We start from the raw sequence: 14,710 nt of genomic DNA on the forward strand, positions 1-14,710 counted from the left end.
GTTCATAATACTATACTTAATAACCTGAACATTGACCATTGTAATACTTGTATATATATCTCTTTCTAACTGTTTCTTATTCTAAATTTGCATTTGCAAACATGCGAGCAATAAATGGCTATTAATTAAAACTATATTTAATATATCACATAATTATAATTGCACATTATCTTTTGTATACCTTTTGTATTATGCCTTCCCTGCTTTCTCTTATCCTAAACTGGCGTTATTATATACTTATAGCTGGTGAACTATTAGTGCTAGCCACTGCTTTTCAGTTTTTCTTAAAGCTTTTCCATCAGCATTTGTTCACCATCTCCACTATTCTGAAAGAAAATTCATGACAAAATAATAAAAGATTGTTGCATTATCATTACTATCATTAAATATCAGATATAACAGTGAACGCAGAGCATATTTAGCTTAACAAAAGCAGTTTTTTTGGGGAAATATAGTAGGAAAAACTTTTTTAAAAATTCTTATATATGAAGGGCTTATGGTAGCCTGCTTTAATTTTTTATAGTATATTAGGTCTTTCATTTCCAGCTCTGTTCTTTTCTTTCAACAGCTAGCTCACTTACACTTAGTATCGCACTCAGAAAAGTTTCCGAATTACGTTGACAATCAAAATGAGTTATACTAATTTTTGTATTAAATTTAATGATTTTATAATACTCAATGCTTAATCAAATTTTAGCTAAATTTAAAGAAGAAATTAGCAACATTAATGAAAAGAAGGCATTAAATGATCTTAAATTATCATATTTAGGAAAATCAGGCATTATTACATTACAATTTAAAAAGATAGTAGAACTGAATGTTGAAAACAGAAAGGAGTATAGTAGTAGAGTCAATTTAGTTAAAACTGAGATTGAAACATTAATTGCTGCTAAGCTAGCTAAAATTCAAAAGCAAGAAATGGTGACATTGCTTGATAGTGAGAAAGTTGATGTAACTTTGCCATCAAGAAAAAAATTTTATGGTAGTATTCATCCAATTTCTCAGGTTACTGAAGAACTATTAAGTATATTTTCTATGTTTAATCTTACAGCTGTCGAAGGCCCAAATATAGAAAATGATTGGTATAATTTCAGCGCATTAAATATTGGTAGTAACCATGCAGCAAGACAGATGCATGATACCTTTTATTTAAATAACAGTGATACTAGCTTATTAAGGACTCACACTTCTACTATTCAAATACGAGCTATGGAACAGCAAAAACCTCCAATCTATCTTGTTGCTCCAGGGCGTGTTTATCGTTCAGATTTTGACTCAACTCATACACCAATGTTTCATCAAATAGAGGGGTTAATAGTAGATAAAAATATTCATATGGGACATTTAAAACATATAATTATTAATTTCATAAAAATGTTTTTTGAGCGACAAGATATTGAAATAATGTTTAGACCAAGCTTTTTCCCATTTACTGAACCTTCAGCTGAGGTAGATATTAAATGCTGGATCAACAATAAATGGTTGGAAGTATTAGGATGTGGTATAGTACATCCTAATGTTTTACGTAATGTTAATATTGATCCAGACGAATATCAAGGATTAGCTTTTGGATTAGGAGTTGAACGATTAGCAATGTTAAAATACGGTATTACTGACTTAAGAAAATTCTTTGAAAATGATCAGAGGTGGTTACAGCATTATAGCTTTTCAGCATTTAATATACCTACAATATTACATGGTCTAAGCAAATGAAGTTCACACTAAAATGGTTAAAACAGTTTTTAGTTACTGATGCAAACTTAATCGATATTACTCAAGCATTAACAGATCTTGGTCTAGAAGTTGAATCAATAATAGATCGTTCTGTTGAATTAAAAGATTTTATTATAGCTGAGATTATAGATATCAAGCCTCATCCTAACGCACAAAAGTTGCAAATTTGCAAAGTTAATTCTGGAACAGAAATATTACAAATTGTCTGTGGAGCATCAAATGTAAGAGTAGGCCTTAAGGTAGTTCTTGCTGTACCTGGTACTAAAATTCCTAATGGTAATTTTGTAATCAAAGCAACTAGCATTAGGGGGATTACAAGCGATGGAATGTTATGTTCAGAAGAAGAATTACTACTGAATAGTAATAATAATAATGGTATAATGGAATTACCACCTACTGCAACTGTAGGAGATTCATTTACAGCAGCTTTTGGATATGATGATCCAGTTATTCAAATTAATGTTACACCAAATCGCGGAGATTGTTTAGGAATTTATGGCATTGCTAGAGAACTTCATGCTAAAGGATTAGGTAAGCTACAATTAGTAGATGATAATTTTAAAACCTATACTAACGGACATTTTAAAAGCAATATAAAATTGAAGATATCTGCTAAGGATGCTTGCTCATTATTTATTACTACTGAAATTCAAGATATTAATAATGCTTGTAGTACTCCATCTTGGTTGCAACATTTTTTACGTAATGTTGGTCTTAAATCAATTTCTCCTGTCGTAGATATTACTAATTATATTTGTTATAGTTTTGGTTACCCAATACATGCTTATGCTAAAGATAAGTTGTCAAACAATGAAATTGAAGTTAGAAAAGCTTATGCAAATGAAAGCATAATAGCGTTAAATCATCAAAGTTATAAATTAGATACTGCAGATTTAGTTGTAAGTTGCGGTAATAATGTTATTGCATTAGCTGGTATTATAGGAACATTAGATAGTGAATGTAAGTCTGAAACTAAGAATATAATCTTAGAAACTGGGTACTTTTTTGCAGATAGTATTATGACTACTGGTAGAAAATTGAATATTGAAAGCGATGCACGTTACCGCTTTGAAAGACAAGTTGATTATAATATGGCCAGTAAGGTTCATGCTATTGCCTTAAACTTAATTACTTCAATCTGCGGAGGCAAGATTTCAGAAACTGTCGTATATGATGATGCTACAACAACACCAGCTAAAACCTTAGAGTTTCCAATTAATGAATTTGAAAAGAAAACTGGAATTAGATTAACAAAGTCAACGATAATAAATATTTTAGGTAATTTGGGATTCACTATTTCCAACATCGCTGATGATACTTCTGGTATTTTGAAACTTGAAATACCATCATGGCGTTCTGATATTGCAATTAAAGAAGATATAGTAGAAGAATTATTAAGAGTATATGGCTATAAATTTCTGCCTGAGGTACCAATTAAGAGTAATAACCAATCATTTACAGCATTACCTAGTAAGCAACAAAACATTTTAACAATCAAAAGAGTTGCTGCTGCATGTGGATATAATGAAGTGATCACTTGGTCATTTATGAATAGCAAAATAGTTAAATATTTTAGTACTTATAATGAGGAATTAAAAATTTTAAATCCTATAAGTCAAGAGCTTGATTATATGAGGCCTACAATTATTCCTAATTTACTTGAAGCAATAGCAAAAAATCAAGCAAGGTCACTTAAAAATCAAGCTTTTTTTGAAATTGGGCCAGTTTTTTCTAAAACAGAGACATGCAATGAACAATGCATGCTTGCTGCTGTAAAATGTGGTAATAAGGAATTAATGCATCCACATAGCTCAATATCACAGTGGGATATTTTTGATATAAAAGCTGATTTAGAGGTTATACTACTTGAGTTAGGAATCAATATTGAAAATTGTAAAATTATTGGTACTCCTGCCCAGGAATATTACCATCCTGGTAGATTTGGTAGCATTATGCTAGGTAAAACTTGTATTGGATGTTTTGGTGAAATTCATCCTGAAATTTTATCTCAAGTTAATTTTTGTGGAATTAATATTACAAATAGAGTTATTGCATTCGAGCTAAATATTGATTCGTTACCAATAAAAAAAGCTCAATATGGTCATAAGAAACCAATTATAATATCTAATTATCAACATATTGAACGAGATTTTGCATTTGTAATGGACCAATGTATACCAGCATCAGAAATAGTAGCATCTATTAAGGAGATTGACAAACATTTAATTAAAACAGTTGAAGTATTTGATGTATATACCGGAGATAAAATAGATAATGATAAAAAATCTTTAGCTCTTAGAGTGATAATGCAATCTAATGATCAAACCTTAACTGAACTAATAATAAAAGAAATTAGCAGCAATATAATATCAAAGATAGAAAAGAAATTTAATGCAGTCTTAAGAGATCATTAGCTATTAAAATCGTATTCTCTACTATTTAACGTAATAAGCTTTAACTCTTGCAAGGACTAAGAAATTTTATTTCTTAGTCCTATTATTATTCAACTACTTCTCCAGCTTTTAAGCAAGAAAATCCAGTAATCTTAATTTCACTGCCAAGTTCTTTAGCTGCATTACTCAATACTTCAGAAATTTTTGTTTTACCATCAATAACAAAAGCTTGCTCTAGCAACACAGTTTCTTCTAGAAACTTACTTACTCGCCCCTCAATCATTTTTTCAATTACTTTCTCTGGTTTGCCAGTAGCACGAGCTTGAGCAGTAAAAATTTCCTTTTCTTGCATAATTACACTTTCTGGCACCTCATTTGAACTTAAAAACCTAGGATTAGTAGCAGCAATATGCATTGCTATATTTTTTCCTAGTTTTGCCAGCTTGTCTGATTCAACATTACCTTCTAAAGCTACTAATACAGCAATCTGGCCTAAATTTGGAGCTACGCTATTATGTATGTATGATGCTATAATACCATTGCCAACTAGCTTAACTTGTCTAATTCTGCTTACTTGTATATTTTCGCCTATAACAGCAATATCTTGGCTTATTTGAGATTCAAGAGTTTCGCCTGATGATAATTTAGCATTTTTTAAGTCTGTTAAATTATCATGAACTAAAGCTAGTTGAACAGCTTCAGTAGCTAATTTTTGCAATCTTTCATTTCGGGCAACAAAATCTGTTTCAAACTTAATTTCTATAATTGCACCTTTGTTGTTATCTACAGCTAATGCTACTATTCCTTCGTCAGCTTTACGTTGTAACTTTGAAGACATTTGAGCTAAGTTGGTCTTACGTAAAACCTTAATAGCTTCTTCAATATCACCTTTAGCCTCCTGCAATGCTTGCTTACAGCTAGTCATGGCAGCGCCAGTAGCATCACGTAACTTCTTAACTAGGCTAATACTTATAACTACATCTTCGGATTTAGAGCCATTAGTTTTAGTATTAACCACTAATTCTTTTTCTTTCATAAATCTTTATTATCTTTTTCTAATTTATTTTGATCTTGTCCAACATTTATTTTTGTTAGCTTTTTACTAGGTTTCATTTTAGTAATTTTTTTAGCAGCTTTAAGCCTTTCGCTAGGACTGTCATCATTAATTGCACCTAAATCAACTCCAGAAGCAGCAAGCATATGTTCAATAGCAAGAAGCACAGCATCAGAAAATATTTTACAGTATAAGCGTATAGACCTAATAGCATCATCATTACCAGGAATTGGATAATCAACTAGATCTGGATCAGAATTAGTATCTACTATTGCAATAATTGGTATTTTTTCTCTTCGAGCTTCTTTAACAGCTATATGATCTTTATTAATATCCATTACTATTAACAATGTAGGCTTTCCTCCCATATTTCTAATACCACCAAACGAGCGCTGCAAATTATCTCGCATACGCTGCATGGATAATATCTCTCTTTTAGTATAGCCAGCTATCTTTTCTGGATCTGCTAATTTTTTTTCTAATTGATCAAGTTTATTTATTGCTTTTGATACTGTTACCCAATTAGTCAGCATTCCTCCTAACCATCTATGAGTAACATAATATTGACCACAATTTTCAGCATATTGAGCTACAATATCACGATGTCTCCTAGTATCAACAAACAATATTCTGCCATTTTTTTCTTTAATTTCTTTATAAATGACCTTACTAACAACATCAATCTGTGAAGCTGTATAATCCAGATTAATAATATGAACATCATCTCTTTTACCATAAATATAAGGGGCCATTTTAGGATTCCAGCGTGAAGCCTTATGTCCATAATGGATTCCAGCATCTAGTAGTTCACTTATTGTTACAGAAGATATGGTAGATATGTTATTATTTGACATGTTTTTTTTCCATAATTTTGTTAGTTATACCTCCACAATGCTTGAAAAACACTATTTATTTAGCGACTAACTATATAAGCAATGTGTGCGAATTTACATTTAGTAGTTCAAAAGTAATACTATTAACAAAAAAATACAGCAACTTTGTCTGTTTAATTTTGTTAACTTAATTACAATTAAAACTAGACGTTATAAAAATATTTGCTAGTAATATTTTATTAGATAGATCAGTTATTTATTATAACTACTATACATAATTATTGTATTTTAATTTTTTTAGCAATGAATTTTTTTTGTTATTAATTAAAATTTTTGATTTAAAGCTATTTATACAGCTGCTGCTTTATTTTTAGTTGCATCAATAATTTTATCAATATTAATGCAGTTAAGAAAATCTCGTAATTCCTGCCTAGCAGCTACGTGAGCAATATTCAAACTTCTACTTAATTTAACCTGAGTCAAATCAAGTAAAGTTAAGCCATCCAAAAATAACTCTTTAAATATTACTCTTTCACTAAAACCAGAAACATTTTTAAAGCAAATACGTTTAGCTAATTGTTCTAAAACGTAATTTATATTTCTCTTATTAATAGCATCTAAATTACTTAATCTATTTCTTAGCACTACCCATTCAATTGATATGCCACAACGTTGAGTTTTGCGCATTTTTTGCTCCCAAACCATCTGACTATAAATAGATGGAGTAATAACTTTGAAACTTTTAGCATCAATTTTAGCTAATACATCAATATCCAAAAAACTATCATTCACAGGAGTAATGATAGTATCTGCATATGAATGAGCTAAACATGAAATAGTAGAATAGCTGCCTGGTGTATCAATAACTATAACATCAGATTTTTTTTTCAATTCATTAAGTATATTTTCAAACTGCTGGCATTCATCATTCTCAAATTTATTATCACCTCTAGTTACTAAAAAATGCAATGGAACAGAAACTTTGCTATTTGCATGCTTATCATTATAAGCATTACGATTTTGTATATAAGTAGTAAGTGAATGCTGACGTGAATCAGTATCAATACTTCCAACTTTTAGGTTATTGTCAAGCAAAGCAGCAATTAAGTGCATAGCAACAGTAGTCTTACCTGCACCACCTTTTTCATTTCCTATAACAAAAATGTAAGGTAATGTGATTTCTTTATTTGATGCATTCATAATTATCTTCTACAAACTTGTTAATTAATCTAACTCCAAATCCTACTGCTCCTGCAGGACAAATATTGCCTCCTTTTTTGTTCCAAGCAACAGAAGCTATATCTAAATGAGCCCATGGAATAGGAGCTTTGTTACTATCATGATTCTGCTTAAATTGAATAAATTTTTGTAAAAAACTAGCGGCGGTACAGCTACCAGCAGCACCACGAACATTACCAATATTTGCTATATCAGCAATATTAGATTTAAGCATGTCATCATAATCTTTATGTAATGGCATACGCCACAAATTTTCATTAACCTTTTCGCCTGATATGATTAATTTCTGAGCTAATTCATTATTATTAGAAAAACATCCAGCATAACTATAACCAAGTGCTATAGTTATTGCTCCAGTTAAAGTTGCTAAATCTATAATAGACTCAGGCTTAAATACTTCTTGAACATACCATAATGCATCAGCAAGTATTAACCGTCCTTCTGCGTCAGTATTAAGTACTTCTACTGTTTGACCTGACATTGTTGTTACAACATCACTAGGTCTTTGAGCGTTACTACCTGGCATATTTTCAACTAAAGCCACTACTCCAACTACATTTACTTTTGCCTTTCTACGCCCTAAAGCTTTTATAGCTCCAACTACTGCTGCTGATCCAGCCATATCATATTTCATATCTTCCATGCCAGCAGATGGTTTCAAACTAATTCCTCCAGTATCAAAAGTTACTCCTTTCCCTACTAAAGCTAACGGTGCTTGATCTTTATCAACTGCTCCTAGATAAGATATTGATACTAATTTTGATTCTTTTTGGGATCCTTGTCCAACTCCAAGTAATGCTCCCATATTTAAATCACACATCTCTTGTGCACCTAAAATCTTTACATTTACTTCAACTCCAAACTCATTTTTTAATATCTTAAATTCTTCTTCGATCTTTTGAGCGTAAGTAGCAGGATATAATTTATTTGGAGGCTCTGAAATTAGATTTCTTGCTAACACAACCCCTTCATTAATTGGTTGTAGAATATTGTTAAAATAAGCTTTAGCCTGCTCAATATCGTTAGCATCTTTTAAGCTGATAAATAAATGCATTTCGCTAGTTTCTTGCAACTTATTATCATTATTATTAACATTCTTTTTAGTAAAATACTTTTTAAATTTATAAGATGCTAATTCAGCTCCTGACGCAATCAATGATGCAATTTTAAATCTGTCGTAATTACTAATATCATAATCCACCAAAATTATTACATCCATTATTGCATTTGCAGCAATCGATTTTTGTATAATCCCTCCTAGTTCCTGAATTTGAAACTCCTTCAGTTGATTACTTTGACCAATGCCTAACAAAATTATATTTTTAATCTCTTCACCGTTAGCAATAGTTAAAAATCTAATTTCACCAAACTTTCCACTAAAGACTTGATTATTCTTCGTATTTTGTTGCAAAAATTTTGATATAATTCCACCACATTGCTGATCAAGCTGTAACATGCTATCTGTTAACACTAAATTTGAGCCAATCAATAAACATATAGACTGACTATTGGATATAGCTGTAACATCTGTTTTATTTATTCCTTCTAAGCAATTAAAAAAATTTTGACTATCAGTTTGTATAAATTTTATAATCATTTTGACTCACTAAATTTAGAATAATAACTTATTATTCTTTGATATTAAAGTTTATGGTACAGATTTGCAAGTCTCGCCATTATTACTAAAACAATAAAATTCATAATCATACGAATTATGTGATTAATAACTCAAACTAGATGTATAGCTTAATTAGGAAAAGAAGTTACAGATTGTAAAGTAAAAGAGACATGATCAAAAAAACGTTGCATTAAGTGAACTACTTATACGTATTTCATTTTTTACTTTAAACCAGTAATACTGAATTAGATGTAAATCTGGAGAATAAGTTGGTAGATATAACAAATTACAACCTACAGGTTCTATATTAAAAACTTAACCATAACTGTTTTATGAAAACTTATATTATCTAATATTACTTATCTACGTGTTAACACTTTAATCAATATAGCTTGTACGTAAAACTCAAAAATCCTTTTATTGTGTATTTACCTCCTTATTACTCTGATTTAAATCTTATTGAAAAAAATGTTTCAAGCTAAATCAAGCAGAATGAAATATCACTGTGACTTAGACCATTTTTTGAAAAGTATATAACATAACTGTTTTATGCTGGTTTAGCTATACATCATATTATTCTAAAGTCAAAAGGTAGTGATAATATCAGCTCTAATTTAATGATACTGCATATTAATTGCTATAAACAAATTCACAGCCTAAGGTTAAAGCGTGGCCCAGCTTTTTGATTTATGCTATATAATATAACTCTTCTAACTCTTAAGTTAGTACAATAAATTTTATTTTGTCTTTTTAAGCCGTTAATTTTGTGATTAATCTATTAAATTATATGCATCTGTGACCTGAAGGCTGAGGATCTTTTTTCTTAGCTTCGCTTGTCTTATTTTGTTGAATTTCTGATAAATCTTCATTACTCAAATGCTTTAGTATATTGAGTTTGACTTCCGGTGGTATAACATTCCAACTTACATTGCTTTCCGTAGAATGCTCTTTAGACTGTTCTTTACATATATCATCCATTGATTCAAGTGCCCCATGTAGCAGCTGGTTTCTAGTGCTTCCTGCATCTATATGTTCTTTGAGGGCAGAGGAATATATAGGAAATTTTGCTTCACAACATTCATAAATTTTTTGAACTTTAGGATCATGTATATATCTTGATGATTCATTATCATTTGTTGTATTAGCAAGAAAAGCACTCAACATACTTTTTTGGCCACCACCAACTTTGATGTTACTTAATTCTTTTAGTTCTTTTTCACACGCCAGCTTATACTCACTAAGAGTTGATGATTGTTGTATAAGTTGCTGATTTGTTAGGCTACCTGCTGAACTAGTCTTTTTATCACTAGAATATTCTAACTTGGTAATATGAGAAGTTAAAAATTCAGGAATTCCTGTTTGCATATTGATGATCAAACTAGATGAAATAGCATTATTTAGCGGTGTACAATTTCTGTTATCATGTGCATCAATATCAGCGCCATGCTTTAATAAAATTCGAATAGCTGGTAATGGATCATGTATTTTTTCAGCAGCATGATGTAACGGAGTGCTACCATCATCGTTTCGTGCATTAACATCAGCTCCATGATGTAATACAGCTTTTACAATTTTTTCATTTGGACCATGGCCTTGCTGCGCAGCACAATGTAAAACACTGTTACCATTTTCACCTTTTAAATGCACGTTTGCGCCACTTTTCAATAAACACAAAACAGTAGGGACGAGTCTACTTTTTGCAGCACGATGCAAAGCAGTATCACCTACATTATTTTGCGCATTAACATTGGCACCATGATTTAACAATATCTCAGTTATCTCTAGGTGGTGAAAACTGTTTGTAGCGTAATGTAAAGCTGTATTACCATCACCATCTTGTAAATTAACATTTGCACCATGAGTTAATAATGCTTGAGCAATACTTAGTGATTCTTTACTTAGCAATGCAGAAGCACCTTGGTAAGTGTGCGGTCTTGTTGATGCTAGGTGTAAAGAAGTCTGCCCATTGTTGTTTTGCATATCAATAATAGCATTACCATAACTTAACAGTATTTCAGTCATTTTTAAATTGTGATCCCTAGCAGCAAAATGCAATGGTGTGTTTCCATCCTTATCTTGCAGTGTGACATTAGCACTACGCTCTAATAGCACCTTAGTAATTTCTGATTGTTTATTCTCAACTGATGTATGTAGAGGAGTTTTGAAATCACCATCTTGTTGAAAATTAACAAGACCAGGATGTTCATTTAAAATATCTAGTACAGCCTTTACATCACCACGCTTAATAGCTGAACTCAAAGCAGTATTCATATTGATTACCTCTTAATCTTAGTTAAACCAGTATTTTCAATTTTAAATTGAGATCAATATTAATTTAATTAATTAAATTATACAATTATTTTTTATTACCAAAGTTCGATATAAGGAGAATATAGCTAAACTACTATAAAACAATTATAGTAATAAGATGTAATGAACAAGTAATTAGTATGACATATACTATAGATTTTGGAAAAAAGTGCTGAACACAACATAAAGAAAGAAAATTAGTTTTGAATCAGTATCAAAACGTTTTGGAATAGGAAGGAATACAGTATTTGTATGGAGTAATAATTTACGTATAGAAATAAGGATAAGCATTTTATGTCTACCACTATCAGATAAACGTTAACAAAATTGCTTGATAATACAATAGACCTCTTTCGAAACTGGTTAAGGTAGTTCAAAATTGTAAATGCCAGAGATCAAATTAAATCTAAGACCATCAGCAACTGTTCCCCCAAATTGAGTTTATTTTTACGCCCATCTTTTAATTTCTTAAGACCATCATCTTTCCTCAAAATATCCACTATCTTTGCAAATGTTCCACTCCTTACTCCTGTTAATCGACTAAATTTTTCATCCTTTAACTCTTTAATCTGATTGAATTTCATTATTACTTCAAATCAGATCTTTATAACACTATTCTACATCATTCTCTAGTTTCGAAAGAAGTCTATTATTAATTAATACAGCTGCATCAAATGTTTCTTTAGAAATATCAATTCCTACAATTATACTATTCATAATCACCAAATTTTATGTTAAACTTAATATATCAAAACCAACCTTGTAAATACAGGCTATTAGCCTTAGGATCACTACTGTATACTAGCTTTCTTTTGTGCTATTGCTATAATCTTTTATTTTTTTGCAATTTCACTTATTTTCATCATACAAGGAATAGGTGGTATAACCAAAGCTGATTATGGTAAGAAGTTGAAAGCAAATCTGCTCTCCCTTCTTACTAGGCTTTGAAATGGGAAATATCAAGCTAAACATGTACGAATGTTGATGAAATTTCTAAGAAAAGAGAATATCTGACAAGAAATTTTTAAGACTAGTTATGAAACTGATTGTAATAATAGAATTATGTTACTATGCTGTGCTAGTATTACAAGATGTGTGATTAAAATAACTAACTTTGATCAGTAATATGGTAACACGAATTTCAAGTGTGACATGGAGTGGTATTAATGTGCTTGATGTTGACATACAAGTTAAAATTTCTACTGGAATACCATGTTTTACAATAGTAGGTTTAGCAGACAAGACTGTTACAGAAGCAAGAGAAAGGGTAAAAGCTGCTTTATCTTCCATTGGGTTAGCGTTACCTGCCAAGAAAATATTAGTTAATTTAGCTCCAGCTGATTTAGTTAAGGAAGGAAGTCATTTTGACTTAGCTATCGCATGTGCAATATTAACTAGTATGAATATTTTGCATTGTAACGAAATGGCAGAATATCTTATTCTAGGTGAGTTATCATTAGATGGAGCATTATTACCTGTAGCTGGAGTTTTGCCTGCTGCTATTGGAGCTGTTGAAAGAGATAAAGGAATTATCTGTCCTGCAGCTAATGGTAAGGAAGCTGCATGGTCTGGCAATAAAAAAATAGTTACTCCAATAGATTTATTATCATTAGTTAATCATTTTAAAGGTACTCAAGTAATACGGCAGCCAGAAGTTGATATTAGTTCTGTGAAAGCTAATTATCCTGATTTAAAAGATATTGTTGGCCAAGCTGTACCTAAAAGAGCTTTAGAGATTGCTGCCGCTGGTAGGCATCATATGTTAATGTCAGGTCCACCAGGTACTGGCAAGTCAATGTTAGCTGAAAGATTGCCTGGTATACTACCTGAAATGGTTCCAATAGAAATTTTAGAGTGCAGTATGATAGCTAGCGTTGCTAATCTTATTAAGGAAGGTAACTTAATTCAACATAGACCATTTAGATCACCTCATCATACTTGTTCTATTGCTGCTATGGTTGGAGGAGGAGTTGGAAAACGAGTTAAACCAGGAGAAATTTCTTTAGCTCATAATGGAATACTTTTTCTAGATGAACTACCTGAATTTTCAACTAATACTATTGAAGCTTTGCGTCAACCCTTAGAATCAGCTGAGGTGCATATTTCTCGTGTTAATTTCAGTGTAAAATATCCTGCTAGGTTTCAGTTAATTGGAGCTATGAATCCATGCAAATGCGGATATTTATCTGATGCTGCTAAAGCTTGTAATAAAGCACCAAGATGTGGAATTGACTATCAAATGAGAATTTCTGGTCCTATGAGAGATCGTTTTGATATTTATGTTGAAGTAGCAGAAGTTACATATAATGTTGATGATAAATGTTCAATATCTGAGTCTTCAACTGAAGTCTTAAAACGAGTTAACAATGCTCATACAATACAACTTACCAGGTATGATGGATATGGTATAAGCACAAATAGTCAGCTATTTGGTCAGTTATTAACAGATTTTGCTTCTCCGACTAATGAAGGACAGAAGTTATTAAATGATGCTGCTATAAAATTTAAGTTGTCTATGCGAGGATATAATAAAGTATTAAAAGTTGCACGTACAATAGCAGATTTAGAAAATATTAAAATGGTAAATAAGTTTCATATAGCTGAGGCTTTAAGTTATAGACAACTAAATTTAAATTAGGATGCAGATATGACATTGTAAATTGAAAATTATTGATCTTGCTACAATAAAATAGAAATTAGAGAATTAGGAGAATGAATCAAAAAAAGTAGTAAGGTAGAAATTTTATTTGTCTTCATGCAAGGATTTTAAAAATTATTATCTATATAGCTAAACCAGTATAAAACAGTTATGTTATATACTTTTCGAAAAGGATGTCTAAGTTACAGTGATATTTCATTCTGCTTGATTTAGCTTGAAATCATTTTTTCAATAGGATTTAAATCAGGAGAATAAGGTAGCAGAAAAATAACTTTACAACCAACAGATTTTATTAATTTTATTGCTTCTTTTTGTGCTCAAACCTCGTTGTAAATGACTATATATATGTAAATACTATACCAAAAATTCAAGAATTTATTAATAAATGCAGTAACATTAGCACATTAAATGTTAATATTGATAAAATGAGTAAAATTGCCGTGCTAATAAATCTTATAGAATTGACTGTTATTCTTAGTAATTTTGTCTTAATGGATTATGGTACTGTGGCATTATTTGGATGTCCAACACGGGATGAGAAGGATTATGCTGAAGAATTTTTGCACAACACATAAATTCTTCTAATTATAATTAGACATTATCTCTTGTAGACTTTTCATCTTTTTTCTTATCCTAAACTGACATTAAAAGTGATTTTTAATTTTTTACTGAAGTTCTTATTTTGAGCAAGCGCTCAATTACAGATTGATTTAAAAAGAATGGCATGATATACATTACTCGATTAATGTATATCATATTCTTTATCAAAAGACGTATTTAGTATTACAAAGTCAAACTATATAAGGAGCTTAGAACATGCATCGTGGGAGCAGTACGCAATTTAATATCCAGGCAATGGGTAGCATCCAA

Annotated in this window: 10 protein-coding genes and 3 pseudogenes; 5 read left to right on the plus strand and 8 right to left on the minus strand. The window is 30.7% G+C overall.

Features of this window, described 5'->3' with window-relative positions:
• Positions 1 to 678: 678 nt before the first annotated feature.
• Positions 679 to 1,713, plus strand: a complete 1,035-nt coding sequence (gene pheS / locus DK405_RS07520; protein ID WP_045912192.1) for a phenylalanine--tRNA ligase subunit alpha — start codon at positions 679 to 681, stop codon at positions 1,711 to 1,713.
• On the plus strand, positions 1,710 to 4,148 hold the full coding sequence (gene pheT, locus DK405_RS07525; RefSeq protein WP_045912193.1) for a phenylalanine--tRNA ligase subunit beta: 2,439 nt from the start codon (positions 1,710 to 1,712) through the stop codon (positions 4,146 to 4,148). Before pheS ends, pheT begins: the two co-directional genes overlap by 4 nt.
• Positions 4,149 to 4,233: 85 nt before the next feature.
• On the opposite strand, the gene tsf is transcribed toward pheT, so the two are convergent.
• The 5 genes and pseudogenes from tsf to DK405_RS14265 form a co-directional block, all read right to left on the minus strand.
• Positions 4,234 to 5,145 (minus strand): translation elongation factor Ts, encoded by a 912-nt coding sequence (gene tsf / locus DK405_RS07530; RefSeq protein ID WP_231967710.1) that lies wholly within the window; start codon positions 5,143 to 5,145, stop codon positions 4,234 to 4,236.
• Between the two features lie 14 nt (positions 5,146 to 5,159).
• On the minus strand, positions 5,160 to 6,020 hold the full coding sequence (rpsB, locus tag DK405_RS07535; RefSeq protein WP_045912209.1) for a 30S ribosomal protein S2: 861 nt from the start codon (positions 6,018 to 6,020) through the stop codon (positions 5,160 to 5,162).
• A gap of 342 nt (positions 6,021 to 6,362) precedes the next feature.
• Positions 6,363 to 7,214, minus strand: coding sequence for a division plane positioning ATPase MipZ (locus DK405_RS07540; protein WP_045912195.1), 852 nt, complete (start codon positions 7,212 to 7,214; stop codon positions 6,363 to 6,365).
• Positions 7,198 to 8,850 (minus strand): leucyl aminopeptidase, encoded by a 1,653-nt coding sequence (locus tag DK405_RS07545; protein ID WP_045912196.1) that lies wholly within the window; start codon positions 8,848 to 8,850, stop codon positions 7,198 to 7,200. Before DK405_RS07545 ends, DK405_RS07540 begins: the two co-directional genes overlap by 17 nt.
• A gap of 195 nt (positions 8,851 to 9,045) precedes the next feature.
• A pseudogene (locus DK405_RS14265) lies at positions 9,046 to 9,293 on the minus strand (transposase); the annotation flags it as partial.
• Between the two features lie 141 nt (positions 9,294 to 9,434).
• On the opposite strand from DK405_RS14265, the gene DK405_RS15820 reads away from it, so the two are divergent.
• Entirely contained in the window at positions 9,435 to 9,557 is a 123-nt protein-coding gene (locus DK405_RS15820) for a hypothetical protein (protein ID WP_410522057.1), read from the plus strand.
• 97 nt (positions 9,558 to 9,654) lie between these two features.
• Here DK405_RS15820 and DK405_RS07555 read toward each other — a convergent pair whose 3' ends face one another.
• The 3 genes and pseudogenes from DK405_RS07555 to DK405_RS07565 form a co-directional block, all read right to left on the minus strand.
• Complete coding sequence (locus DK405_RS07555) at positions 9,655 to 11,142, minus strand: ankyrin repeat domain-containing protein (protein ID WP_045912197.1); 1,488 nt, start codon at positions 11,140 to 11,142, stop codon at positions 9,655 to 9,657.
• A 437-nt stretch (positions 11,143 to 11,579) separates the two neighbouring features.
• Positions 11,580 to 11,765, minus strand: a pseudogene (locus DK405_RS07560) (IS5/IS1182 family transposase); the annotation flags it as partial.
• Between the two features lie 37 nt (positions 11,766 to 11,802).
• Positions 11,803 to 11,904 (minus strand): annotated as a pseudogene (locus DK405_RS07565) (IS110 family transposase); the annotation flags it as partial.
• 403 nt (positions 11,905 to 12,307) lie between these two features.
• Here DK405_RS07565 and DK405_RS07570 point away from each other — a divergent pair.
• Entirely contained in the window at positions 12,308 to 13,819 is a 1,512-nt protein-coding gene (locus tag DK405_RS07570; protein ID WP_045912198.1) for a YifB family Mg chelatase-like AAA ATPase, read from the plus strand.
• A 332-nt stretch (positions 13,820 to 14,151) separates the two neighbouring features.
• On the plus strand, positions 14,152 to 14,415 hold the full coding sequence (locus DK405_RS07575; RefSeq protein WP_080946433.1) for a hypothetical protein: 264 nt from the start codon (positions 14,152 to 14,154) through the stop codon (positions 14,413 to 14,415).
• Positions 14,416 to 14,710: the final 295 nt, after the last annotated feature.

The organism is Orientia tsutsugamushi, assembly GCF_900327275.1.
Taxonomy (GTDB): Bacteria; Pseudomonadota; Alphaproteobacteria; order Rickettsiales; family Rickettsiaceae; genus Orientia; species Orientia tsutsugamushi.

What these genes read in the sequence shown, in the direction of transcription:
- DK405_RS07545 (WP_045912196.1), bottom strand. Translation starts at nt 8,850, where the DNA reads ATGATTATAAAATTTATACAAACTGATAGTCAAAATTTTTTTAATTGC.
- DK405_RS07570 (WP_045912198.1), top strand. Translation starts at nt 12,308, where the DNA reads ATGGTAACACGAATTTCAAGTGTGACATGGAGTGGTATTAATGTGCTT.
- DK405_RS07540 (WP_045912195.1), bottom strand. Translation starts at nt 7,214, where the DNA reads ATGAATGCATCAAATAAAGAAATCACATTACCTTACATTTTTGTTATA.
- DK405_RS07555 (WP_045912197.1), bottom strand. Translation starts at nt 11,142, where the DNA reads ATGAATACTGCTTTGAGTTCAGCTATTAAGCGTGGTGATGTAAAGGCT.
- pheT (WP_045912193.1), top strand. Translation starts at nt 1,710, where the DNA reads ATGAAGTTCACACTAAAATGGTTAAAACAGTTTTTAGTTACTGATGCA.
- pheS (WP_045912192.1), top strand. Translation starts at nt 679, where the DNA reads ATGCTTAATCAAATTTTAGCTAAATTTAAAGAAGAAATTAGCAACATT.